Here is a 21,216-nt window from a genome sequence, read left to right on the forward strand (position 1 = left end):
CTTGTGAAAAATATTTATGAAAATACTTAGACTTTATTCGTTATTTTTATTTTTTTCTTGTACTTTCGATTATGATGAATATTCTAATAGATCTGATGCTGCCAAAAAGTTTCCTTCAATACAAATATTAGGAATCAAGTATTATGATGTTGTATACAATAAAGAGCAAACCGTTTTAGATTCTTTAAGTTTTAGCTATTTTAATGACTATAAAATTTATAAGGCAGAGAATGGAAGATTTTTGTATCATTCACTAGATAATGAGATTTCAGGAAAGTTTAATAATTTGGAAGGTTCTTATATTACAAAGGATTTGGATATGAGAGATTCTGTAGAATTTAAAATAGAAGATAAAAATAATTATTATTTGCTTAATTCAAATAGGCTTTTATGGAAGAATAAAGACAAGAAGTTGCAATCTCCTCCAAATGAGCTAGTATTAATTAGATTTAATCATAGCAAAATAAAAGGGAAAGGATTTTCTTATTTTTTAAAGAGCAATGTTTTTTATTTTGATTCTGGGGTTAAAGGAATCATGAATTGAGGGATTTAATTTTAATATGGATTTTTATTATTTTTGTTAACAATATTCAAGCAGCACGAATGGAATCCAGTCTTAAGCCCGAAAAACTTAAGGGAAGCGAAGAGAAAAATATTAATTTCACCTTTAAGTCAGATTTTGCACAAGGCATAGTGTCTTCTTTTTATAAAAAAATTGTTTTAAAAGGAAATTCAGAGGTTATTTCCTTAGATTTTAATCTTAGAGCAGATGAAATTGAAATTTATGGAGAAAATGGCTCTTATCTTGAAGCTAGAGGAAATGTTTTTTATAAAGATTATAAGAATAAGATGCATGTTAAAGCTCAATTTTTGTTTTTTAATAGAAAATTGGATAATTTTTATCTGCAAAAAGGGGTTGAGCTTGAAGACTTAGAAAACAATATGCTTATTAAAGCAGAAAGAGTTGAAGGCAGCAATAAAGCTAATGTTTATATTATGCAATATTCTGTTAAAATATATAAGGATGATACTTTTGCAAGAGCTGAGAATGGGACTTATAATAAAGAAGAAAAAGAAATGATTCTTGAGGGGGTTCCAGTAATTTACCAGAAAGACAACTATTATTCTGCTTCAAGAATAATTTTTAATACAAAAACTAATAGGTATAAACTTGAGGGAAGTGTTGAGGGAGAGTTTACTCAAGTTGAGAATGATGTTTCTGAAGAAAAAAAATAAAATAAAAGAGATTAAGGAAAGTCTTAACCTTAATTCTATCAACAATGTTGTTTTAAAAGCAGACAACATTATTAAAAAGTATGGTGAAAAGTTTGCCGTTAATGGTATTACGATTGACATTCATAAAGGTGAGGTTGTGGGGCTTCTTGGTCCAAATGGGGCTGGCAAAACAACAACATTTTATACAATTGTAGGTTTTATTAAGCCTAATGCAGGCAAAGTTTTAATAAATGATTATAATATTTCATCTCTTAATATGTATGAGCGCGCACGAATAGGAGTTGTATATCTTCCCCAAGATGCTTCAATTTTTAGAGAACTTACAGTTGAAGAGAATATTATGGTTGCTTTAGAGAGAAGGGAAGATCTATCTAATGCTGAGCGCAAGATAGAACTTGTGAATTTGCTTAAAGAATTTGAGATAAAAAGAATACAAAACCAAAAAGCTTATACTCTTTCTGGTGGAGAGAGAAGGCGAGCAGAGATAGCAAGAGCTTTAGCTGTAAATCCCTATTTTTTACTATTAGATGAACCTTTTGCTGGTATTGATCCTATTGCTATTGGGGATATAAAGAATATAATAAAAATTTTAAAAGAGAGAAACATAGGCGTTCTTATCACTGATCATAATGTAAGAGATGCTTTTGATATAATCGACAGAGCTTATATTGTTTATCAGGGGCAAGTGCTTGATGCGGGTGGTGTTGATTATATAATAAGTAGTGAAAAAGCTAAAAAGCTTTATTTGGGAGAAGAATTTAGATTATGAAAACAATAGATCATGAACTTTATTATGAATTTAAGATAGCTGATGATGTTAAAATGATTTATACTAAAAAGCCCTTTAATCTAAATTTAAAAGAACTTAGTAATGATAATTTCAACTTTGTTCCTAAGTCTAAGAAAATAAAATATTTAAAGCAATTGCATACAGATATTATTTATAAAGTTGAAGATGATTTTATTAATTTTCAAGAAGGAGATGGTCTTATATCTACTTCTTTAGATGTAGCTCTTGTTGCTTACTTTGCAGACTGTCTTCCGATATACCTTTATGATTCGGTGAAAAAAATTATAGGACTTATTCACAGCGGATATAAAGGAAGCTTTAATTTGATTATTTTAAAAATGTTGTTTATGTTTGAAAAGATGGGATCAACTTTTAAGGATTTGAAAATTGTTTTTGGGCCTTATAACAGATCTTGTTGTTATGAAGTTTCTGAAATTTTCTTAGAAGAAGTAAGTAATAAATTTAGCAAAGGTTTATTAAATGCTTCTTTTGTTACAAGAGATGGTAAAATGTACTTTGATAATGCTAGTTTTAATTTAAATTTACTTTCTAGTTTTAATTTAAATATTTATAATTCAAAGCTTTGTACGTATTGTTTGAAAAATCTTTATTCTTATAGAAGATTAAGAGAAAGTCAAAGTTATGCTTTAATTTGGAGAATTTAGTTTGAACGTAAGAGATTTATCTTTTAAGCTTAATTCAATTTTTGATATAAATAAATATGAGCATATTGATAAAAGTTTAAACGGGCTTCAAGTGGGAAATTTTAATGCCAAGGTTAACAAGGTTGCTTTTGCTGTTGATGCTAGCTTTTCAACTTTAAAAGAAGCGAAAGGAAATGATTTTTTAATTACCCATCATGGTATTTTTTGGTCAAAAAAAGAGCGCATTGTTTCTAATATGTATGATAAAATTAAATTTTTGATTGATAATAATTTAGCTCTTTATTCGGTGCACTTACCTATGGATGCTCATTCTGTTTATTCGCATAGCAAAGTGTTCTCAGATTTTTTAGGATTAAAAAATTCTTTTGTTTTTGCAAATTATGGGGGTGTTAATTTAGGAATTATTGCTGATTCTGTTTTTAGCTTTTCTGAAATTTTAGAAAAAATCAAAAATCAAAATAAACATATTCTTTTTTCGAAAAAGTTTAAAGAATCGGTGAATAAGGTTGCGATTGTTAGTGGTTCTGGATACTCTTTTTTTGAAGAAGCTTTATGTCATAATGTAGACTTGTTTATAACTGGTGACACTTCTTATCAAATATATTCTTTGGCAGAAGAATTCGGTGTGAACTTGATTTTTGCGGGGCATTATTTTACTGAAACTTTTGGTTTAATTAAATTAATGGAAGATTTCAAAATTCAAGAAGATTTAGAGGTTAAATTTATTTGTAAAGATACTAATTTATAAGGATTTTTGTATGGGCGCTAAAAGTAAGCAATATTTCAATATTTTTGTATTTATTATTAGTTTGATTTTTTTTGATCAACTTTCTAAGTATTTGGTTGTAAAGTATGTCAAATTGGGTTCAATATATTTTTCTCTTTTTGATGATTTTTTTAGGATAATACATGTAAGAAACACGGGCATTTTATTTTCTATGGGTTCTAATATCCATTATAGCTTGAAAAAAATTTTTTTTCTTGCAATGCCTCTTTTCATTTTAATATTTGTTTTTTATCTTTCTTTAAAAGAAAAAAATTGTATTGCTAAAATCTCACTTTTATTAATTTTTTCAGGAGGAGTTGGAAATGTTATTGATAGATTGTTTAGACCTTATGGGGTTGTAGATTTTTTAGATTTGAAATTTTATGGAATTTTTGGACTTGATAGATGGCCTACTTTTAATTTTGCAGATAGCTATGTTGTTATAGGTATGATTTTATTTTTGGTTTATGATTTTTTTATAAAAAGAAAAGCGCTTAATAAATGAAGATTTTGAGTTTTATTTTATGCATGTTAATGAACTTATTTTTTATGTTTTTAGTGTTCTTTTTCGAGTTTTTTTTAGTTGTTAAATTTAGCATTATTGTAAAACCTTATTTACAAGTTATATTGATTTTTATGATGATTGTTTTTGCTGTTTTTGCGGGGTATTTTGTGTCAATTTTTATTGTAAAAAGTTTTCTTATTAAGTTGTTTGAACTAGATCAATAAAAAGAGAGGCTTTGTGTCTTTAAGGGTTTTAGTTGCTGGTGAGGTTGTCGGCAAAGCTGGGATTATTGTTATAAAGTCCTTTTTATCATCCTTTAAGCCTGAAAAAAAGATCGATTTTGTAATATCTGGCAATAATTTTACTACAGGTTTAAGGGGTCTTGGCAAGAGACATGCCTTTTTATTAAAAAAGTATGGAATTGATGTTTTGACTTTAGGTGAAAATGCTTTTGCAAGGACTGATTTGTCTGATGATCTTGATAAGTATAATTTTATTTTAAAACCTTTAAATTGTCCTGCAAAATTAAAGGGATATTCTTATTTTATTTATAATATTAATGGCAAAAAATTAGCTGTGATTAGAATTGTCGGTCAAACAGGAATAACCAAATATAAATTTAATCATCCTTTTTATAGTTTTGATTTTTTTTATCAAAGAATCAAAATGCAAACAAATAATATTATTGTTCTTTTTGATTCAAATACTACAGCTGAAGTTAATGCTTTGTTTTTTTATTTAAAATCAAGAGTTAGTGCTTGTCTTGGAACCGGGAAAAGGATTTTAACAGCTGATTTGAGAATTTTAGATAATACTGCTATTATAACTGATTTAGGCAGAGTTGGGAGTTTGGACAGTGTTATTGGATATTCTCCCGATTTAGAGGTGGATAAATTTTTGAAAGGATTTTTAAATCAGAGATTTGATGAATCTTGGGAAGGCCTTGGTTTTAACGGCGTTTTAATTGATATTGATGAGAATGGGCATTCTTTTTCTGTAGAGACTGTTAGAGAATATATAGATTGTAAGTCAAGTTTAAAAGATATGGATATTGTTTGATATTTATATCTTTAGATATTCTTTAAATTTTAATAATCTTATCTGTGTGATTTAATTTTATTAAGTCTTTATGTATAGGAGGATTTATTGTGTATAGCTATATTGTAGAAGGTGGTTATAAGATAAGTGGTCAAATTACAGCTAGTGGGAATAAGAACGCTGCTTTGCCTTGTATTTTGGCTGCTTTACTTACTAATGAAGAGGTTATTTTAGAAAACATTCCTAATATTAATGATGTAAAAGTTGTTTTAGATATTTTAAGTGATATAGGGGCAGATATTGTAAGAGAGGGGAATACTTTAAAAATAAAAGTTTTAAATATTGTAAAAACAGAAATAGATTCCTCTCTTACGGATTTAATTAGGGCTTCCATACTTTTATTAGGACCTTTTGTTTCTAGATTTGGGGAAATAGATATGGCGCTTCCAGGAGGAGATGTAATTGGAAAGAGGCGGCTTGATACTCATTTTTACGGACTTTGCAAGCTGGGGGCCAAATTAATTACAAAAGACGGAAGAATTGTTTTAAAGGCTAACAAGCTTGTTGGAGCTGAAATGTTTTTAGATGAAGCTTCAGTTACAGCTACAGAAAATATCATTATGGCCGCAGTTCTTGCTGAAGGAAATACCGTTATTATGAACGCTGCTTGTGAGCCGCATGTTCAAGATTTATGTAATATGTTAAATTCAATGGGTGCTAATATTTTAGGAATTGGTTCGAATATTTTAGAAATAAGAGGTGTAAAAAAATTAAGTGGGACTGTATTTAGAATAGGGGCCGATTTTATGCAAGTTGGTTCTCTAATTAGCCTTGCTGCATTAACAGGGGGTGAGCTGGAAATTAAAAAAGCAGATCCCCATCATTTCAGATTAATTAGGTATGTATATTCAAGACTTGGAATTAATTTTGAATATGACAGGGAAAATGTATATGTAAAAGATAAACAAGAATTAAAAGTTAAGTTAGATTTTGGTGGACATATTCCAAAAATTGATGATGGTCCGTGGCCGGCCTTTCCAACAGACCTTATGAGTATTATTATAGTCACTGCAACTCAAGTAGAAGGCATGGTTTTAGTTTTTGAAAAGATGTTTGAATCTAGGATGTTTTTTGTAGACAAATTAATAAAAATGGGTGCTCAAATTGTGCTTTGCGATCCGCACCGTGTAGTAGTTACGGGTAAATCTTCTCTTAAAGGCAATATTTTGTCTTCTCCGGATGTGCGAGCGGGAATGTCTCTTCTTATTGCGGCTTTTGTTGCTGAAGGTCGCAGCGAAATTCAAAATGTTTATCAAATTGAAAGAGGATATGAAGATGTAGCTAGTAAATTAATTAATTTGGGTGCAAAAATCAAGAAAGTTAAAAGTCAATAGCTTGTGTTGGGCTTTATTATATGTATGATTTATGGAAAATGTTTTTAATAGAAGATAAAGATAAAGTATTAAGAGATTGAATTATAAATGAAAATATATTACATTAATTTTTATTGTTGAGATTTTTTGTTATTTTATTTAGTTCGTCTGTAATTTAAAGGATTGTTAGAGTTTTAGTATTTTTATCTAATATTGTTAATTTTTTTATTTTATAGTTTAAAGATCTTAGCGTAAAAAATAATATTGAAAGATTGATAAAAATTTGAATAGAGGTGTTTCTGATTTTGAATTTTTGTTTTTATAATATTAGTTATTCTTTTAAATAAAGTATTTATTTTTCTACTTTAATTTGTAAGAATGGTTTTAATTTTTCTGTTTTTGGTTATGATTTTTTTAGTATTGCGGGTTAATAGGTTTTATTTATATCTTAATCATTTAATGCATAACATATTGACTGTTAATGGTTTTAACATTGTATATTAATTTTTAATTTTTGAAATTAAAAATTAAATACTTTTTTATTATTGATGAATAAATTTGAGTTTAGATTTTTTATAAAAAATATTTTAGATAAGGATAAAATTTTATGTCTACAAATAAGAGTAAGACTAGAGAATTAATATTAAATGGTAATTTATATAAGGTTCTTTTTTTAATAAGTTTTCCTATTGTTATAACCAATATTATTCAAGCTTTTTATGATCTTACCGACATGTTTTATGTTGGCAAGCTTGGAGCCATGCCTTTGTCAGCACTTTCGCTTGCTGGTCCTGTAAATTTTTTTATTATGGCTATTGCTATGGGAATGGCTACAGGAAGCATTTCTTTGATGTCAAAATGCATAGGAGAGGGAAATTTTTCTCGTTTTTCAAGGTATGCAGGGCAACTTATTGCTTTAAACTTTGTTTTATCCTTATTTGTTACTATTTGTGCTTTTTTTTTTATTGATCATCTTTTAGATTTGCTGGGTGTAAAAGGTGAGCTTAAAGAACTTTCAAGAGTTTATTTTTATGTGACAATTTTTGGAATACCTATTATGTTTTTAAGTATTTCAATTACATATATTTTAAATGCCCAAGGAGAAACTATCCTTTCAATGATAATAGTTATATTTGCTAATATTGTCAATTTTATTCTTGATCCAATTTTAATATTTAGTTTTAATATGGGTATTACTGGGGCTGCTTGGGCCACTTTATTTTCAAAATTGTTAACCGTTGCTTTTTATTTATTTTTGACCTATAGGCTAAATTATGGATTAAAAATTTATCTGAAGGACTTAGTGATAGATATAAGATCCATTAAGGAAATTGTTAATCTTGGACTGCCTTCAACTTTTGGACAAATAATGGTTTCGTTGTCTTTTTTTATTTTCAATTATATAGTTATTGATATTAGTCCAAAATTTCTGGCTGCGTATGGACTTACAAACACTATTATTTCTTTTTTATTTCTTCCTGCTATGGGAATTGGTACCGGAGTTATTTCAATTGTTGGTCAAAATCTTGGTGCCAAGAAAATCAATAGGGTGGGAGAAGTTTTGAAAAAAGGGTTTTTTATTTCTTTAGCAATTTTATTAATAATAAATTCAATTGTTATTTTTAATAAACAGTTTATACTAAGGCTGTTTACAAATGATTTAGAAGTTTTAAATTATGCTAATAATTATTTATTGTTAACAACTATTGGTACTTTTGGATATGGATTGCAGCAGGTATTTTTTGGAGGACTTATTGGGTCTGGCAGGACAAAAATTGCAATGATTGTTATTTTTATTAGGTTGTGGCTTATTCGTCTTCCAGTAGTTTTTATTTTTCAATATTTTGGCATAATTGAAAATTCTTTAGGTTATGCTTTTATAATTTCAAATTATTTAGCAATTATAATTTTAGTTGCAGTTACTTGCACTCGTTATTGGACTAAGCCCATTTTAATTAAAAAATACAAATAGTAATGAAGATTTATATATGTATTTTACCAAAGGAAATAGTTGATTTGTCTTTAATAATTTTAATATTTTAATTTTAAATCATTTATTTTTTGTTATTGTTTTTCAAAAATATATAATGTGTTTTTTCTTTTGGTGTTGATTTTAGTTTTTAAATGGAAAGTTTTTGTCTCAAGTCCATTAAGTTTTTCTCTAATTAACTCGCCTGTTTTGCTGCCTTCTTTAAAAATTGCCAATGAATTTGCATTTATATCTTCTTTGCTTTTGTTTTTAAGAGTAATTATTAGATTATTTTTGCTGTCGGATTTGTAGTTTACTATTTCTATTTTTTTGTTGGTTTTTATAGTGCTAATAAGATAGGTAATTTCTTTTGCATTTGCTTTTGATTTTATTGTACTTGTTTTCATACAAGATGCAAAAACAATTAAAATGCCATAAATTGTAAGTATTAGTAGTAATTTAAGCTTAAATTTTTGAGATTTCATCATTTTTATTATATTTTTTTATTTGAGTAGTGTTAACCTTTTTGATAAATAAAGGCGTTTGACCAATTTTAATTAGCTGTTAGATTTCAAAAACTATTTACTATTGCTTTGAATTTTGTGCTTTTCTTTAATGAATATGAAGTTCATGTTAATTTTTGGTGCTATTGTATGTGTGGTTAATTGGGTTTAAAAGTTCAAGTGTATTGACTATATTTTATAAAATGTGTAGAATTTTAAAGCTATTAAAATTTTTTAGAAAAACACGTGTAGTGCGGGTCAATTTCTAAAAATTGATTTTTTTATTTTTTTGATTATTTGTAGCTATTTTCTTATTTAAATAAGAAAAAATTCGTTTAAAACTTTTTAAAGAAATTAAATGTAAGTAGCTATTTAGAATGTGAAATTTAGGAGGTTAGTCATGGCAAAAGAAGTTTTTCAAAGAACAAAGCCACACATGAATGTTGGAACAATAGGTCATGTTGATCATGGTAAAACAACATTAACAGCGGCTATTAGTATTTATTGTTCAAAAGTAAATAAAGATGCAAAAGCATTAAAGTATGAAGATATTGATAATGCGCCCGAGGAGAAGGCAAGAGGAATAACAATTAATGCCAGACATATTGAGTACGAAACAGCTAATAGGCATTATGCTCATGTGGATTGTCCAGGCCATGCTGATTATATAAAAAATATGATTACAGGAGCAGCTCAAATGGATGCAGCTATACTTTTAGTTGCTGCTGATAGTGGTGCTGAGCCTCAAACAAAAGAACATTTGCTTCTTGCTCAAAGAATGGGAATAAAGAAAATAATAGTTTTTTTAAATAAATTAGACTTAGCAGATCCTGAACTTGTTGAGCTTGTTGAAGTTGAAGTTTTAGAGCTTGTTGAAAAATATGGCTTTTCAGCTGATACTCCAATAATAAAGGGTTCGGCTTTTGGTGCTATGTCAAATCCAGAAGATCCTGAATCTACAAAATGCGTTAAAGAGCTTCTTGAATCTATGGATAATTATTTTGATCTTCCAGAAAGAGATATTGACAAACCATTTTTGCTTGCTGTTGAAGATGTATTTTCTATTTCGGGAAGGGGCACTGTTGCTACTGGGCGTATTGAAAGAGGTGTTATTAAAGTTGGTCAAGAAGTTGAAATAGTTGGTATTAAAGAAACCAGAAAAACCACTGTTACTGGTGTTGAAATGTTCCAGAAAATTCTTGAGCAAGGTCAAGCGGGGGATAATGTTGGTCTTCTTTTAAGGGGAGTTGATAAAAAAGATATTGAGAGAGGACAAGTTTTGTCAGCTCCGGGCACAATTACTCCACACAAGAAGTTCAAAGCTTCAATTTATTGTTTAACTAAAGAAGAGGGCGGTAGGCATAAGCCATTTTTCCCAGGATATAGACCACAGTTCTTTTTTAGAACAACCGATGTTACTGGAGTTGTTGCTTTAGAAGGCAAAGAAATGGTTATGCCTGGTGATAATGTTGATATTATTGTTGAGCTAATCTCTTCAATAGCTATGGATAAGAATGTAGAATTTGCTGTTCGAGAAGGTGGAAGAACTGTTGCTTCAGGAAGAATTCTTGAGATATTGGAATAGGTTAAGAAACTTTAAGGATATATTTAATACTCTCTAAAGTTTAGGAGAATAAATTGATTGCTAAAGATAAGATACGCGTAAGATTATTTAGTTTTGATGTTAAAATATTAGACCAGAGTGCCGAATCTATTGTTAAAGCTGTTCAGAAGGCCAAGGCTCAGATTAAAGGCCCAATTCCTTTGCCGACAAAAATAAAAAAATATACTGTTTTACGTTCTCCTCATGTCAATAAAAAATCAAGAGAGCAATTTGAGATGAGAACTCATAAAAGGCTTATTGATATCTTAGAGCCCACTTCTGCTTTAATGGATTCTTTAATGAAATTAGAGCTTCCAGCAGGTGTTGAGGTAGATATTAAGCAGTAAATGATATTTTAAGTATATGAATTTGAGGTGTTTTAATGTTGGGATTGATTGGAAAAAAAGTTGGCATGACTCAGATATTTCAGAAAAATGGCATTGTGGTTCCTGTTACTGTTATAGAGTTTCAGCCCAACTATATTATAGGGAAGAAAACAGTCGATAGAGATGGTTATAGCGCTCTTATAGCAGGTTCTGTTGATCTTAAGAGTTCTAAAGTTTCAAAGCCTATAAAAGGTCAATATAAAAGTTTAAAAGATATTGAGCCTAAAAAATATGTGATAGAGCTTAAGGGGCTTGATGGGTATGATGCTGGGGATGAGATTAAGGTTGATGTTTTTAAGTCTGTTAAGTATGTAGATGTTACAGGTACTACTAAAGGCAAGGGTTTTCAAGGGGCTATGAAAAGGCACAATTTTAGTGGTGGGCCATCTTCTCATGGATCAAAATTTCATAGACATCTTGGTGGAACAGGACAAGCTACTACTCCTGCAAGAACATTTAAAGGGACCAAAATGGCTGGTAGAATGGGTGGAAATCAACAAACTATTCAAAATCTTGAAGTTGTTTTAATTGATGAAGAAAATAGAGCCCTTCTAGTAAAAGGGGCTGTGCCTGGTGCTAAGGGTTCTTTTGTTGTTGTTAAGAAATCTAAAAAGTAGGTATTTAGTATGGAAAGAAAAGTTTTTTCTAAAGATGGGAAAGAGATTGGAACTATAAATTTGGATGATAGAGTTTTTAATATAGAAATTAGTCATGGGTCTATTTATAATGCTATAAAAAATGAGTTGTCTAATCTTAGGGTTGGAACATCTTCAACTAAAACCAGATCAGAGGTTAGGGGGAGTTCTAAAAAGCCTTGGAAGCAAAAAGGAACCGGTAGAGCCAGGGTTGGTACAAAGCGAAATCCAATTTGGATTGGCGGAGGCATAGCATTAGGGCCAAAGCCTAGGGATTATAGCTATAGATTGCCTAAAAAGGTAAAAAAGCTTGCATTTAAGTCTGTATTAAGTTTGCGGGCTGCTGATGAAAATAGTTTTAAAGTTATTGAGAATTTTAATATTGAATCTGGAAAAACTAAAGATCTTGCCTTAATAATAAAAAATTTCGCAAGTTTTAATGGTAAGGTGGTTGTTCTTTTGGGCAATGATGATCAGATGATAAAAAGGGCCGGTAAAAATATAAGAGATTTAAAGATTTTATCTTTTGATAAACTTAGGGTTGTTGATTTATTTTATGCTAAGAATTTAATAGCTTTAGAATCTGCTGTTAACAAGCTCAATGAGTTTTACATTAAATAAAAAGGATGTTGAGGATAAGTATGAAGGCTTATGATATAATAGTTTCACCTATGCTTACTGAAAAAACTAATACTCAAAGGGAAAGTATTAATGTTTATGTTTTTAAGGTTAATAAAAGGGCAAATAAAAAAGAGGTTGGTGCAGCAATAAAAGAACTTTTCAATGTTACTCCAGTATCGTGTAATTTGCTCAATATTAAAAGTAAAGCCAAGGTTGTGGTGTCTAGAAAAGGGTATCCCGTAGGCAAAGGAAAAACTTCTTCATGGAAGAAGGCATATGTTTATCTCAAAAAAGAAGATAAAATAGATATTTTTTAGTGGTTTTGGAGAAAAATAAATATGGGTATTAAGACTTATAAGCCAAAAACTTCTTCTTTGCGCTATAAGACGACTTTATCTTTTGATGATTTGAGCAAAGGTAATGATCCTTTGAAATCTTTAACAAAAGGTAAAAAATTTAAATCGGGCAGAGATTCTTCTGGTAGGATTAGTGTTAGAAGAAGGGGTGGTGGGCATAAGAGAAGGTATAGGTTGATTGATTTTAATCGAAGAGATAAATTTAGCATTCCTGCTCGAGTTTCGTCTATTGAATATGATCCTAATAGAAGTGCTAATATAGCTTTGCTTGTTTATAAAGATGGAGAAAAAAGATACATTATTTCTCCTAAAGGCATTAAGGTTGGAGATGTTTTGGAAAGTGGTCCGAATGCCCCAATTAAAATTGGCAATGCCTTGCCTCTTGAAAATATTCCTATTGGAAGAACTGTTCACAATATTGAGCTTAATGTGGGAAGGGGTGGACAGCTTGTAAGAAGTGCTGGTGGATATGCTATGATACTTGCTTCTGAAGGGAATTATGTCACTGTAAAATTATCATCTGGTGAGATGAGATTGATTTTTAAAAAATGTATTGCAACAATTGGTGAGATTGGAAATGAAGATTATGCCAATATTTCTATAGGTAAAGCTGGTAAAAGTAGGTGGCTTGGTAGAAGGCCCAAGGTTAGAGGTGTTGCTATGAATCCTGTTGATCACCCACATGGTGGTGGTGAAGGGAAAACCTCTGGAGGTCGCCATCCTGTGTCTCCTTGGGGACAGCCTACTAAGGGTTATAAGACTCGCAAGAAGAAGAGATATTCAGATAAGTTTATTATTAAAAGAAGAAATAAATAGGAGAGCATAGTGGCAAGATCTATTAAAAAAGGGCCTTTTATAGAAAAGAGTCTTTATCAAAAAGTTTTATCATCTTTTGGAAGTGAGAAGAGGGTTGTTATTAAAACTTACTCCAGATCTTCAACAATAATTCCTGAGATGGTAAGTCTTACTATATCTGTTTACAATGGCAAAACTTTTATACCTATTTATATTACTGAGGATCTTGTAGGGCATAAGCTTGGCGAGTTTTCACCTACAAGGATTTTTAGGGGGCATGCTAAGTCAGACAAAAAGGGAAGGAAGTAGGTAGTTATGTTGGTAGATAGAAGATATACAGCAAGGGGCAAAAATTTGCCCTCTTCTCCAAAAAAAGTTAGGCCGATAGCTGACAATATACGGGGGGAGTCTTATATTAAAGCTATTGCAGTGCTTTGTTCTATGCCTAATAAAGGAGCTAAGCTTTTAGAAAAAGTTGTTAAATCAGCAGCATCAAATGCGATGTATCACAATAAAAATCTTTCCGAAGATATGATATTTGTTAAAACAGTTATGGTTGATGATGGGCGTCGTCGTAAAAAGATTTGGCCTAGAGCCAGGGGTAGGGCTGACAGGCTTGTTAATAGAAATTGTCATATTTTTGTTGAAGTTGATGAAAAAAAAGATATTAAAGGATAAAGCATGGGCCAAAAAGTACATCCATATAGCTTAAGGGTAAAAATTAATAAGGATTGGAAATCAAAATGGTATTTTGATAAAAAATTGTATTCTGCAATTCTTCATGAAGACTTTTTAATAAGGCGAGAAATTATGAAGTTTCTTAAAGGGATTAAATTTGATATTTCTGATATAGAAATAATTAGAAATAATCCTCAAAAAGTAACAGTAGTAATTGTTACTCCAAGGCCCGGTTCTGTGATAGGGCTTAAAGGTTCTAATCTTGAAAAAATTGGTCAATTGTTAACTAAAAAAATTTCTAAAAAGATTAGCATTAAGATTAAAGAGGTTAAAAGACCGGAGCTTGATGCTCAAATTATTGCTAATGGGATTGCAAAGCAAGTAGAAAATAGAGCGTCTTATAGAAAAGTTTTAAAATCATCCCTTTCTTCTTCTATGTTAAAAGGTGCTCAAGGGCTAAAAATTAAGATTGCTGGTAGACTTGGTGGGGCAGAGATTGCTCGAAGCTTTGAGGTTAAGGAAGGTCGGGTTCCTTTGCATACTCTTAGAGCCAATATAGATTATGGATTTTCTGAGGCTCAAACCACTTATGGCATTATTGGGGTTAAGGTTTGGTTATTTAAAGGTGAAGTTTTGGGAAGACAAACCAATTCTGATGCTGGCCAGGTAATAAATAAAAAGCCTTTTAGGGAAAGAGGCGATGCTGTTAAAAATTTTGATAAAATTTTAAATAATAGAGAAAAGACTAATGAAAAGCAAATCAGGCTTTTGAATAAAAAAGATGGACTGTCTAAAGATGAAGTAGATCTTTTAAATAAAAAAAAACCTAGTTCGTCTTTTTCTAAAGAAAGAGACGATTTTAGCGAGCAGGATATTGGAGGATAATTAGATGTTAAGTCCAAAAAAAGTTAAATATAGAAAGAAGCAAAGAGGAAGATTGTCTGGAGAGGCTCAAAAGGGCAATAAAATTTCTTTTGGTGAATATGGACTTGTTTCTTTGGAAACAAATTTTATTACTGCTCGTCAAATTGAGGCTGCTCGTATTGCAATGACTCGTAAAATAAAAAGAGGTGGAAGGGTTTGGATAAGAATATTTCCCGATATTCCTTATACTAAAAAACCGGCCGAAACTAGAATGGGTAAAGGTAAGGGGGGTGTTGATCATTGGAATGCCCCTGTTAAGCTTGGTACCGTTATGTTTGAAATGTCAGGAGTTGTAGAAGAGCTTGCTCAAGAGGCAATGTCGCTTGCGAGCTCTAAGCTTCCAGTAAAAACCATGTTTGTTGTAAGGCGAGATTTGAGGTAATTATGTTGAAAAATTTTAAAAATTTTACTCTTGAGGATATGAAGGCTAAAAGGCTAGAATTAAAGAAGGAATATTTAGATTTAAGATTTAAATCTGTTGTTGGTCATGTTGAAAATCCTTTAAAGAAAAGAGAGATTAGACGTGATATTGCAAGGCTTAATACAATAATTTATGAATATGAATTAGGTATTAGAAAGGTTTAGATATGGCAAGAGAAAATAAAAAAGAATTAATTGGTAAAGTTATTAGTGATAAGATGTCTAAGACTATAGTAGTAGAAATTGTTCAAAGAAAGATGCATCCAATTTATCACAAGTATTTAAAAGTTAGTAAAAAAGTTAAAGCACATGATGAAAAAGAAGTTTCAAGGGTTGGCGATAAAGTAAAAATTATTGAAGTTCGACCTATTAGTAAAGACAAAAGATGGTCTCTTGTTGAGGTTTTAGAAAAATTAAAATAGTTTTGATTTTTCTAAAGGAGGTTGATTATGATTCAGATGCAGACTTATTTAACAATTGCGGATAATACTGGTGGCAAGGTGGCTCAATGCATTAAGGTGCTTGGTGGTAGTAAAAGGCGTTATGCCAAAATTGGGGATATAATAACTATTGTAGTAAAACAAGCAATTCCTAATTCTTCTGTTAAAAAAGGAGATGTTTATAAAGCCGTAATTGTTAGAACTTCTAAAGAAGTAAGACGCAAGAACGGGACTTATGTTAGGTTTGATGATAATGCTTGTGTGATACTTGATGCTAATTTAAGTCCTAGGGGCAAAAGGGTATTTGGACCTGTTGCAAGAGAACTTAGGGATGCTAATTTTATGAAGGTAGTATCATTAGCTTCAGAGGTTATATAGCAAAAGGGGGTTTTGTGAAGACAAAGTTGAAGATAGGAGATAGCGTAAAAATTCTTTCTGGAAAAGATAAGGGAAGAATAGGTAAGATTGCTAGTATAAATAGAAAAAAAAATAAAGTTATTGTTGAGTCTTGCAATATGGTTAAAAAAGTCATTAAAGCTAGGACGCCCCAAGAAAAAGGTAGAATAATAGATAAAGAGGCCGCTATAGATATTTCAAATGTGATGATATTTGTTAAGGGAACTTCTTCAAGATTAGGCATTAGATTTGAAAATAATGAAAAAATAAGGTATCTTAAAAAAAATGGACAGAGGATATAGAGTTTATGAATTATGTTCCTGAATTGAAGAGGTATTATAAAGACAGCGTTATAAAAGAGCTTGTTAAGGAATTTGAATATAAATCTATAATGCAAGTTCCCAAGCTTGAGAAAATAGTAGTTTCTGTAGGCGTTGGAGAGGCTGTTAAAAATAAGAAGTTATTAGATTCTGCTGTTTTAGAGCTTGCTCAGATTACTGGTCAGAAAGCTGTAAAGACAAAAGCAAAAAAAGCAATAGCCGGGTTTAAAATTAGACAAGGGCAAGAAATAGGCGCTAAAGTTACACTTAGGGGTAATGCGATGTATGAATTTTTATATAAGCTTATTCATTTAGCATTGCCAAGAGTTAAGGATTTTAGAGGAATCAATGGGGATGCTTTTGATGGTAATGGAAATTATTCTTTTGGGATAACGGAGCAAATAATATTTTCTGAGATAGACTATGATAAAATAGAGAGAATATCTGGTTTAAATATTACAATTGTGACAACAGCTTCAAATGATAAAGAAAGCAAAGCTTTGCTTTTGAAATTTGGAATGCCGTTTAGTAATTAGGGGATTTATAAGGTATATGGCAAAAAAATCAATGATTATTAGGGCTTTAAGAAAGCCTAAGTATAAAACAAGGCAAAATAATAGATGTAAGTTGTGTGGTCGTCCAAGAGGATATTTGAGAGATTTTTGTATGTGTAGAATATGTTTTAGAAAGTATGCGTCTGAAGGATTAATTCCTGGCGTTTCAAAATCAAGTTGGTAAGGGAATTTTATGGCGATTACTTATTCAGTAGGAGACATGCTAACTAAATTAAGAAATGCAAGTAGAGTTAGGCATGGATCTGTAGATTTAAAGATGTCTAATATGAATAAATCAATATTAAACATTCTTAAAGAAGAGGGTTATATTAGGGATTTTAATTTTTTAGAAAAGGAAGGAATTGCTTTTATTAGGGTTTTGCTAAAGTATGACAGCAAAAGAAATCCTGTTATAAATAAAATAGATGCCATTTCCACTCCTGGTAGAAAAATTTATTCTTCATATAAAAATATGCCAAGGATAAAGAATGGATATGGAATATTAATTATATCTTCTTCTCAGGGTGTTATTACTGGCAAGGAAGCTAAAGATAAAAAAATAGGTGGTGAGTTGATTTGCTCAGTTTGGTAGTTTAATAGGGGGATGTATGTCACGTATTGGAAGACTTCCGATAAAGATTCCAGATGCTGTTAAGGTTGATATTAAAGACAACTTAGTAATAGTTGAAGGCATTAGGGGAAGATTAGTTCAAGATATAAAAGACAGTATTAATGTTAAAGTTGAGAATGGTAGTGTTATTGTTGACCGAGTTGTTAATGATAAAAAAGCAAAAGCTTACCACGGTCTTTACAGAAGTTTAATTTTTAACATGGTAAAAGGGGTGACTGAAGGATTTTCTAAGTCTCTTACTATAAATGGTATAGGATATAGGGTAGAGCAACAAGGCAATAGCCTTTTTTTAAGTCTTGGTTATTCAACTCAGTTTGAATATGTTGTTCCAGATGGTATTAGTGTAAAGCTTGACGGAAATACTAAAATTTCTGTTGAAGGAATAGACAAGTTTAAGGTTGGTCAAGTTGCTGCTGAGATTAGAAGTTTAAAAAAACCAGAGCCATATAAAGGAAAGGGCATTAAATATGATAATGAAGTTATTAGAAGAAAAGTTGGAAAATCTGGTGTAAAAAAATAAATTTTGGGTAATAGTTATGAAAAAAATAAAAGAAGCAGAACAGAGAAAGCTTAGACGTAAAAAAAGAATAAAGGACAAAATAGGGCGTGGAGTAGCTAGTAGGCCGCGAATTACCATATTTAAATCTAATAGGTATTTTTATGCGCAAGTTATAGATGATGCTAAGGGGCATACTGTTGCAAGTATTTCTACTATTGAAAAAAGTCTTAATTTAGGCAAAAATATTGATGATGTAAAAAAACTTGGAGAAGTTCTTGCTAAAAGGCTTAAGGATAAAAATATAAATAATCTTATTTTTGACAGAAATGGTTATAAGTATCATGGGCTTATTGCAAGTTTTGCAACTTCTTTAAGAGAGTTTGGTATTAATATTTAAGGGAGTGTATTTATGGTAGATGTTCAGGCTCAGAGAAAGCAGATAGAAAAATTAATATCACTCAATAGAGTTACTAAGGTTGTTAAGGGTGGGAGAAGATTCTCTTTTGCTGCTTTTATGGTTGTTGGAGATGGAGAAGGACATGTTGGTTGGGGCTTTGGTAAAGCCAATGATGCTAGTGATGCAATAAAAAAAAGTTTAACAAGCGCTAGAAAGAATTTAAGATTTGTTCCTATTAGAAAAGGAACATTGCCACATGAGGTTCTTGGTTGCTTTAAAAAAGCTAAAGTTTTAATCAAGCCGGCTACTCATGGTACTGGTGTTATTGCGGGGGGCCCTGTTCGTGCTGTAATGGAGGCTTTAGGAGTGCATGATATTTTGAGCAAATCTCTTGGCTCTAATAATTCTATGAATGTAGTAAAGGCGACTTTTAAGGCATTTGATTTAGTTTTGAATGCTGAAAAAGTGGCAGAAATGCGAGGAAAAACTTTGAAAACTTTATGGGGTTAATGTATGATTAAAAGGAAATTGAGATTACAACTAAAGAAAGCTAGGTTTAATGCTTCAAGGTCTAGATCTAAGAATAAATGTTTTATTAGAAGAATGGAAAATAATAGAAAAATTATTTCTAAAAACAATATTAATGTGCAAGTTTTTCTTGTAAGAAGTCTTATTGGGAAATTAAATAAAAAAGTCAAAGTTTTAAAAGCATTAGGTTTGAATAAAATAGGCGATAAAAAGGTGCATTTTTTAAATGAATCTATTAAGGGCATGCTTAACGAGACTATTAATATGATTTTAATAAGCGAGGTAATGTAATGTTTAACCTGTTAAAGCCTAAGGGAGCTAGTAAGCGACGTAAAATTGTTGGCAGAGGTTCGGGTTCAGGACTTGGTAAAACTTCTGGGAGAGGTCAAAAGGGTCAAAAAGCAAGAAATACTTCGCCAAGACTTGGATTTGAAGGTGGACAGACTCCTCTTTATAGGAGATTGCCAAGAAAAGGTTTTTCTAATAATGATTATAAATTGGAATATGCAATTGTTAGTCTTGGAGATATAGATAAAAAATTTAAGGATGGACAAGTTGTCAATTATGATACTTTGCTTGAAAATAAACTTATAAAAAAGAAAAATAAAAAAATTAAGATTTTGTCTAATGGTAAGCTTACAAAAAAAGTTTCTTTTGAGGTTTCTAAAATTTCTAAATCGGCTGAAAGTCTTGTAATAAAAATTGGCTGTACTATTAAATTGGTTTAAAGTGGAATAAAAATGAAAGAATTGTTTTTAAGTTTATTTACCGTTAAGGATTTGAGAAATAAGTTCTTATTTACTTTGTTTGTTCTTTTTCTTTTTAGAGTTGGTTCATATTTGCCGATACCGGGAATAGATTCTGTAGCTCTTAAAAGCTATTTCAAGTCGCAATCAGATTTTTCAATTGCTAATTATTTTGATTTTTTTTCAGGGGGAGCTTTTAGTAATTTTTCTATCTTTATGCTTAGTATAGGGCCCTACATTTCAGCATCTATTATTGTTCAACTTCTTGTTTATTCTTTCCCTTCTTTGAAAAAAATGCAAGAAGGGGATGGTGGGAGACAAAAGACTAAAAAATATACAAAATATTTAACAATAGTTGCAGCTGTAGTTCAAGGATACGCAACAAGCCTTTATGCTAAGGGTATTCCGGGTGCTGTTACCATTCCCTTTTATAGATATATATTTATTGCTATTTTAACGGTTACTACGGGAACATTTATCCTTTTGTGGCTTGGAGAGCAAATTAATCAAAGAGGTGTAGGCAATGGAACATCTTTGATAATTTTTTCTGGCATAGTGGTTAGACTTCAAGCGGCTTTGTTTAATTTATTTCAAAGTATGCAGGATCCCTCTCAAAATGTTAATCCTGTTTTTGTTATACTTATTATAAGCATATTTGTTTTAGTTGTTGTATTAATTATATATGAATACAAGGCTCAAATGCGAATTGCTATTCATTATGCTAGGGCAAATTCTAATAGCACAGTTAGTTCATATTTACCAATCAAGTTGAATCCATCGGGCGTTTTACCCGTTATTTTTGCCTCTGTTTTAATTACCCTGCCTTTACAAATTTTAAGTGGTTTTGCAGAAACTTCTTCTATAGCTAGGCAAATTTTATCTTATTTAAGGCCCAATGGTTTTTATTATACTTTTTTGAATGTAATTTTGATAATTGGATTTACATATTTTTATTCTAAGATTCAGCTAAGTCCTAAAGATATAAGTAATAATATTCGTAAGAATGGGGGTGTTATTCCAGGAATAAAGTCTGATGAAATGGAAAAGTATTTAGATGAAATTATGAATAAAACTTTATTTTCAGGATCTATTTTTTTGTCAATTATTGCAATTATTCCATTTTTAGTGCAAAATATTTTTAGATTTCCACACGATGTTTCTAGGATAATGGGGGGGGCTTCTTTGCTTATTATGGTAGGAGTTGCTCTTGACACATTAATTCATATTGATGCTTATTTGAAAACTCAGGGATTTTCTCATGGAAATAGAAAGAATTATGCATTTTTGCAAAAAATTTAGGAGTGTTTGATTATGAAAGTTAGAGTAAGTGTGAAGCCAATTTGTGAAAAATGTAAGGTTATAAAAAGAAAAGGTGTGTTAAGAATTATTTGTGATAATTTAAAGCATAAACAAAGACAAAAGTAAAAATTAGGAGAAATGAA

General features: G+C 30.5%; 35 protein-coding genes. 34 read left to right on the forward strand and 1 reads right to left on the reverse strand.

The window, feature by feature from the left end:
- Positions 1 to 16: 16 nt before the first annotated feature.
- From BBIDN127_RS02310 to BBIDN127_RS02355, 10 genes are all read left to right on the forward strand, one after another.
- Entirely contained in the window at positions 17 to 544 is a 528-nt protein-coding gene (locus tag BBIDN127_RS02310; RefSeq protein WP_014023695.1) for a hypothetical protein, read from the forward strand.
- Positions 541 to 1,236 (forward strand): LptA/OstA family protein, encoded by a 696-nt coding sequence (locus BBIDN127_RS02315; RefSeq protein WP_014023696.1) that lies wholly within the window; start codon positions 541 to 543, stop codon positions 1,234 to 1,236. The genes BBIDN127_RS02310 and BBIDN127_RS02315 overlap by 4 nt, the downstream gene beginning before the upstream one ends.
- Positions 1,214 to 2,005: an LPS export ABC transporter ATP-binding protein gene (gene lptB / locus BBIDN127_RS02320; protein WP_014023697.1), complete on the forward strand. Its 792-nt coding sequence runs from the start codon at positions 1,214 to 1,216 to the stop codon at positions 2,003 to 2,005. Before BBIDN127_RS02315 ends, lptB begins: the two co-directional genes overlap by 23 nt.
- Positions 2,002 to 2,691 (forward strand): peptidoglycan editing factor PgeF, encoded by a 690-nt coding sequence (gene pgeF, locus BBIDN127_RS02325; protein WP_014023698.1) that lies wholly within the window; start codon positions 2,002 to 2,004, stop codon positions 2,689 to 2,691. Before lptB ends, pgeF begins: the two co-directional genes overlap by 4 nt.
- Position 2,692: 1 nt before the next feature.
- Positions 2,693 to 3,439, forward strand: coding sequence for a Nif3-like dinuclear metal center hexameric protein (locus tag BBIDN127_RS02330; RefSeq protein WP_014023699.1), 747 nt, complete (start codon positions 2,693 to 2,695; stop codon positions 3,437 to 3,439).
- A 10-nt stretch (positions 3,440 to 3,449) separates the two neighbouring features.
- Positions 3,450 to 3,962: a signal peptidase II gene (lspA, locus tag BBIDN127_RS02335; protein ID WP_014023700.1), complete on the forward strand. Its 513-nt coding sequence runs from the start codon at positions 3,450 to 3,452 to the stop codon at positions 3,960 to 3,962.
- Positions 3,963 to 4,006: 44 nt separating this feature from the next.
- A complete protein-coding gene (locus tag BBIDN127_RS07790; protein WP_014023701.1) occupies positions 4,007 to 4,186 on the forward strand; it encodes a hypothetical protein in 180 nt (59 codons plus the stop codon).
- A gap of 13 nt (positions 4,187 to 4,199) precedes the next feature.
- Positions 4,200 to 5,021: a TIGR00282 family metallophosphoesterase gene (locus BBIDN127_RS02345; RefSeq protein ID WP_014023702.1), complete on the forward strand. Its 822-nt coding sequence runs from the start codon at positions 4,200 to 4,202 to the stop codon at positions 5,019 to 5,021.
- A gap of 89 nt (positions 5,022 to 5,110) precedes the next feature.
- Positions 5,111 to 6,394: a UDP-N-acetylglucosamine 1-carboxyvinyltransferase gene (murA, locus tag BBIDN127_RS02350; RefSeq protein ID WP_014023703.1), complete on the forward strand. Its 1,284-nt coding sequence runs from the start codon at positions 5,111 to 5,113 to the stop codon at positions 6,392 to 6,394.
- A 586-nt stretch (positions 6,395 to 6,980) separates the two neighbouring features.
- Positions 6,981 to 8,345, forward strand: a complete 1,365-nt coding sequence (locus tag BBIDN127_RS02355) for an MATE family efflux transporter (protein ID WP_014023704.1) — start codon at positions 6,981 to 6,983, stop codon at positions 8,343 to 8,345.
- Positions 8,346 to 8,437: 92 nt separating this feature from the next.
- On the opposite strand, the gene BBIDN127_RS02360 is transcribed toward BBIDN127_RS02355, so the two are convergent.
- A complete protein-coding gene (locus BBIDN127_RS02360) occupies positions 8,438 to 8,827 on the reverse strand; it encodes a hypothetical protein (protein WP_014023705.1) in 390 nt (129 codons plus the stop codon).
- 418 nt (positions 8,828 to 9,245) lie between these two features.
- Between BBIDN127_RS02360 and tuf the strand changes: the two genes are divergently transcribed.
- The 24 genes from tuf to rpmJ are packed head-to-tail and all read left to right on the forward strand — an operon-like array spanning position 9,246 to position 21,199.
- Positions 9,246 to 10,430 (forward strand): elongation factor Tu, encoded by a 1,185-nt coding sequence (gene tuf / locus BBIDN127_RS02365; protein WP_014023706.1) that lies wholly within the window; start codon positions 9,246 to 9,248, stop codon positions 10,428 to 10,430.
- Between the two features lie 53 nt (positions 10,431 to 10,483).
- The gene (gene rpsJ / locus BBIDN127_RS02370) at positions 10,484 to 10,795 is read left to right on the forward strand and encodes a 30S ribosomal protein S10 (RefSeq protein WP_002557068.1); all 312 of its coding nucleotides are present in this window, start codon (positions 10,484 to 10,486) and stop codon (positions 10,793 to 10,795) included.
- Positions 10,796 to 10,830: 35 nt separating this feature from the next.
- Complete coding sequence (rplC, locus tag BBIDN127_RS02375) at positions 10,831 to 11,451, forward strand: 50S ribosomal protein L3 (RefSeq protein WP_014023707.1); 621 nt, start codon at positions 10,831 to 10,833, stop codon at positions 11,449 to 11,451.
- 9 nt (positions 11,452 to 11,460) lie between these two features.
- The gene (gene rplD / locus BBIDN127_RS02380) at positions 11,461 to 12,090 is read left to right on the forward strand and encodes a 50S ribosomal protein L4 (protein ID WP_014023708.1); all 630 of its coding nucleotides are present in this window, start codon (positions 11,461 to 11,463) and stop codon (positions 12,088 to 12,090) included.
- Between the two features lie 20 nt (positions 12,091 to 12,110).
- A complete protein-coding gene (gene rplW, locus BBIDN127_RS02385) occupies positions 12,111 to 12,407 on the forward strand; it encodes a 50S ribosomal protein L23 (protein ID WP_014023709.1) in 297 nt (98 codons plus the stop codon).
- A 21-nt stretch (positions 12,408 to 12,428) separates the two neighbouring features.
- On the forward strand, positions 12,429 to 13,262 hold the full coding sequence (gene rplB / locus BBIDN127_RS02390) for a 50S ribosomal protein L2 (RefSeq protein ID WP_014023710.1): 834 nt from the start codon (positions 12,429 to 12,431) through the stop codon (positions 13,260 to 13,262).
- A 9-nt stretch (positions 13,263 to 13,271) separates the two neighbouring features.
- On the forward strand, positions 13,272 to 13,550 hold the full coding sequence (gene rpsS / locus BBIDN127_RS02395; protein ID WP_002557073.1) for a 30S ribosomal protein S19: 279 nt from the start codon (positions 13,272 to 13,274) through the stop codon (positions 13,548 to 13,550).
- Between the two features lie 6 nt (positions 13,551 to 13,556).
- Positions 13,557 to 13,919 (forward strand): 50S ribosomal protein L22, encoded by a 363-nt coding sequence (gene rplV, locus BBIDN127_RS02400; protein ID WP_014023711.1) that lies wholly within the window; start codon positions 13,557 to 13,559, stop codon positions 13,917 to 13,919.
- A 3-nt stretch (positions 13,920 to 13,922) separates the two neighbouring features.
- Positions 13,923 to 14,804, forward strand: coding sequence for a 30S ribosomal protein S3 (gene rpsC, locus BBIDN127_RS02405; protein WP_014023712.1), 882 nt, complete (start codon positions 13,923 to 13,925; stop codon positions 14,802 to 14,804).
- Between the two features lie 4 nt (positions 14,805 to 14,808).
- Positions 14,809 to 15,225 (forward strand): 50S ribosomal protein L16, encoded by a 417-nt coding sequence (rplP, locus tag BBIDN127_RS02410; RefSeq protein ID WP_002656214.1) that lies wholly within the window; start codon positions 14,809 to 14,811, stop codon positions 15,223 to 15,225.
- 2 nt (positions 15,226 to 15,227) lie between these two features.
- Positions 15,228 to 15,428, forward strand: coding sequence for a 50S ribosomal protein L29 (rpmC, locus tag BBIDN127_RS02415; protein WP_014023713.1), 201 nt, complete (start codon positions 15,228 to 15,230; stop codon positions 15,426 to 15,428).
- 2 nt (positions 15,429 to 15,430) lie between these two features.
- A complete protein-coding gene (gene rpsQ / locus BBIDN127_RS02420) occupies positions 15,431 to 15,685 on the forward strand; it encodes a 30S ribosomal protein S17 (protein WP_014023714.1) in 255 nt (84 codons plus the stop codon).
- A gap of 27 nt (positions 15,686 to 15,712) precedes the next feature.
- Positions 15,713 to 16,081 (forward strand): 50S ribosomal protein L14, encoded by a 369-nt coding sequence (gene rplN / locus BBIDN127_RS02425; protein ID WP_002557079.1) that lies wholly within the window; start codon positions 15,713 to 15,715, stop codon positions 16,079 to 16,081.
- A 14-nt stretch (positions 16,082 to 16,095) separates the two neighbouring features.
- Positions 16,096 to 16,401: a 50S ribosomal protein L24 gene (gene rplX / locus BBIDN127_RS02430; RefSeq protein WP_014023715.1), complete on the forward strand. Its 306-nt coding sequence runs from the start codon at positions 16,096 to 16,098 to the stop codon at positions 16,399 to 16,401.
- Between the two features lie 5 nt (positions 16,402 to 16,406).
- On the forward strand, positions 16,407 to 16,955 hold the full coding sequence (gene rplE, locus BBIDN127_RS02435) for a 50S ribosomal protein L5 (protein ID WP_014023716.1): 549 nt from the start codon (positions 16,407 to 16,409) through the stop codon (positions 16,953 to 16,955).
- 16 nt (positions 16,956 to 16,971) lie between these two features.
- A complete protein-coding gene (locus BBIDN127_RS02440; protein ID WP_002557082.1) occupies positions 16,972 to 17,157 on the forward strand; it encodes a type Z 30S ribosomal protein S14 in 186 nt (61 codons plus the stop codon).
- A gap of 9 nt (positions 17,158 to 17,166) precedes the next feature.
- Complete coding sequence (gene rpsH, locus BBIDN127_RS02445) at positions 17,167 to 17,565, forward strand: 30S ribosomal protein S8 (protein WP_014023717.1); 399 nt, start codon at positions 17,167 to 17,169, stop codon at positions 17,563 to 17,565.
- Between the two features lie 16 nt (positions 17,566 to 17,581).
- Entirely contained in the window at positions 17,582 to 18,124 is a 543-nt protein-coding gene (gene rplF, locus BBIDN127_RS02450; RefSeq protein WP_014023718.1) for a 50S ribosomal protein L6, read from the forward strand.
- 16 nt (positions 18,125 to 18,140) lie between these two features.
- Positions 18,141 to 18,500 carry a 50S ribosomal protein L18 gene (rplR, locus tag BBIDN127_RS02455; protein ID WP_014023719.1) on the forward strand — a complete coding sequence of 120 codons (360 nt, stop codon included), beginning with the start codon at positions 18,141 to 18,143 and terminating at the stop codon, positions 18,498 to 18,500.
- Between the two features lie 12 nt (positions 18,501 to 18,512).
- A complete protein-coding gene (rpsE, locus tag BBIDN127_RS02460; protein WP_014023720.1) occupies positions 18,513 to 19,010 on the forward strand; it encodes a 30S ribosomal protein S5 in 498 nt (165 codons plus the stop codon).
- A 3-nt stretch (positions 19,011 to 19,013) separates the two neighbouring features.
- Positions 19,014 to 19,319, forward strand: coding sequence for a 50S ribosomal protein L30 (rpmD, locus tag BBIDN127_RS02465; RefSeq protein WP_014023721.1), 306 nt, complete (start codon positions 19,014 to 19,016; stop codon positions 19,317 to 19,319).
- Positions 19,319 to 19,756 (forward strand): 50S ribosomal protein L15, encoded by a 438-nt coding sequence (gene rplO, locus BBIDN127_RS02470; protein WP_014023722.1) that lies wholly within the window; start codon positions 19,319 to 19,321, stop codon positions 19,754 to 19,756. Before rpmD ends, rplO begins: the two co-directional genes overlap by 1 nt.
- A gap of 12 nt (positions 19,757 to 19,768) precedes the next feature.
- Complete coding sequence (secY, locus tag BBIDN127_RS02475; protein ID WP_014023723.1) at positions 19,769 to 21,073, forward strand: preprotein translocase subunit SecY; 1,305 nt, start codon at positions 19,769 to 19,771, stop codon at positions 21,071 to 21,073.
- A gap of 12 nt (positions 21,074 to 21,085) precedes the next feature.
- Positions 21,086 to 21,199, forward strand: coding sequence for a 50S ribosomal protein L36 (gene rpmJ / locus BBIDN127_RS02480; protein WP_002557090.1), 114 nt, complete (start codon positions 21,086 to 21,088; stop codon positions 21,197 to 21,199).
- Positions 21,200 to 21,216: the final 17 nt, after the last annotated feature.

This window comes from Borreliella bissettiae DN127 (assembly GCF_000222305.1).
Lineage (GTDB): Bacteria > Spirochaetota > Spirochaetia > Borreliales > Borreliaceae > Borreliella > Borreliella carolinensis.

Bases quoted from the DNA above. Each gene is read 5' to 3' on its own strand.
- BBIDN127_RS02310 (WP_014023695.1), top strand. From the start codon at position 17: ATGAAAATACTTAGACTTTATTCGTTATTTTTATTTTTTTCTTGTACT.
- lptB (WP_014023697.1), top strand. From the start codon at position 1,214: ATGTTTCTGAAGAAAAAAAATAAAATAAAAGAGATTAAGGAAAGTCTT.
- pgeF (WP_014023698.1), top strand. From the start codon at position 2,002: ATGAAAACAATAGATCATGAACTTTATTATGAATTTAAGATAGCTGAT.
- lspA (WP_014023700.1), top strand. From the start codon at position 3,450: ATGGGCGCTAAAAGTAAGCAATATTTCAATATTTTTGTATTTATTATT.
- BBIDN127_RS07790 (WP_014023701.1), top strand. From the start codon at position 4,007: ATGTTTTTAGTGTTCTTTTTCGAGTTTTTTTTAGTTGTTAAATTTAGC.
- BBIDN127_RS02355 (WP_014023704.1), top strand. From the start codon at position 6,981: ATGTCTACAAATAAGAGTAAGACTAGAGAATTAATATTAAATGGTAAT.
- BBIDN127_RS02360 (WP_014023705.1), bottom strand. From the start codon at position 8,827: ATGAAATCTCAAAAATTTAAGCTTAAATTACTACTAATACTTACAATT.
- tuf (WP_014023706.1), top strand. From the start codon at position 9,246: ATGGCAAAAGAAGTTTTTCAAAGAACAAAGCCACACATGAATGTTGGA.
- rplC (WP_014023707.1), top strand. From the start codon at position 10,831: ATGTTGGGATTGATTGGAAAAAAAGTTGGCATGACTCAGATATTTCAG.
- rplD (WP_014023708.1), top strand. From the start codon at position 11,461: ATGGAAAGAAAAGTTTTTTCTAAAGATGGGAAAGAGATTGGAACTATA.
- rplW (WP_014023709.1), top strand. From the start codon at position 12,111: ATGAAGGCTTATGATATAATAGTTTCACCTATGCTTACTGAAAAAACT.
- rplB (WP_014023710.1), top strand. From the start codon at position 12,429: ATGGGTATTAAGACTTATAAGCCAAAAACTTCTTCTTTGCGCTATAAG.
- rplV (WP_014023711.1), top strand. From the start codon at position 13,557: ATGTTGGTAGATAGAAGATATACAGCAAGGGGCAAAAATTTGCCCTCT.
- rpsC (WP_014023712.1), top strand. From the start codon at position 13,923: ATGGGCCAAAAAGTACATCCATATAGCTTAAGGGTAAAAATTAATAAG.
- rplP (WP_002656214.1), top strand. From the start codon at position 14,809: ATGTTAAGTCCAAAAAAAGTTAAATATAGAAAGAAGCAAAGAGGAAGA.
- rpmC (WP_014023713.1), top strand. From the start codon at position 15,228: ATGTTGAAAAATTTTAAAAATTTTACTCTTGAGGATATGAAGGCTAAA.
- rpsQ (WP_014023714.1), top strand. From the start codon at position 15,431: ATGGCAAGAGAAAATAAAAAAGAATTAATTGGTAAAGTTATTAGTGAT.
- rplN (WP_002557079.1), top strand. From the start codon at position 15,713: ATGATTCAGATGCAGACTTATTTAACAATTGCGGATAATACTGGTGGC.
- rplE (WP_014023716.1), top strand. From the start codon at position 16,407: ATGAATTATGTTCCTGAATTGAAGAGGTATTATAAAGACAGCGTTATA.
- BBIDN127_RS02440 (WP_002557082.1), top strand. From the start codon at position 16,972: ATGGCAAAAAAATCAATGATTATTAGGGCTTTAAGAAAGCCTAAGTAT.
- rpsH (WP_014023717.1), top strand. From the start codon at position 17,167: ATGGCGATTACTTATTCAGTAGGAGACATGCTAACTAAATTAAGAAAT.
- rplF (WP_014023718.1), top strand. From the start codon at position 17,582: ATGTCACGTATTGGAAGACTTCCGATAAAGATTCCAGATGCTGTTAAG.
- rplR (WP_014023719.1), top strand. From the start codon at position 18,141: ATGAAAAAAATAAAAGAAGCAGAACAGAGAAAGCTTAGACGTAAAAAA.
- rpsE (WP_014023720.1), top strand. From the start codon at position 18,513: ATGGTAGATGTTCAGGCTCAGAGAAAGCAGATAGAAAAATTAATATCA.
- rpmD (WP_014023721.1), top strand. From the start codon at position 19,014: ATGATTAAAAGGAAATTGAGATTACAACTAAAGAAAGCTAGGTTTAAT.
- rplO (WP_014023722.1), top strand. From the start codon at position 19,319: ATGTTTAACCTGTTAAAGCCTAAGGGAGCTAGTAAGCGACGTAAAATT.
- secY (WP_014023723.1), top strand. From the start codon at position 19,769: ATGAAAGAATTGTTTTTAAGTTTATTTACCGTTAAGGATTTGAGAAAT.
- rpmJ (WP_002557090.1), top strand. From the start codon at position 21,086: ATGAAAGTTAGAGTAAGTGTGAAGCCAATTTGTGAAAAATGTAAGGTT.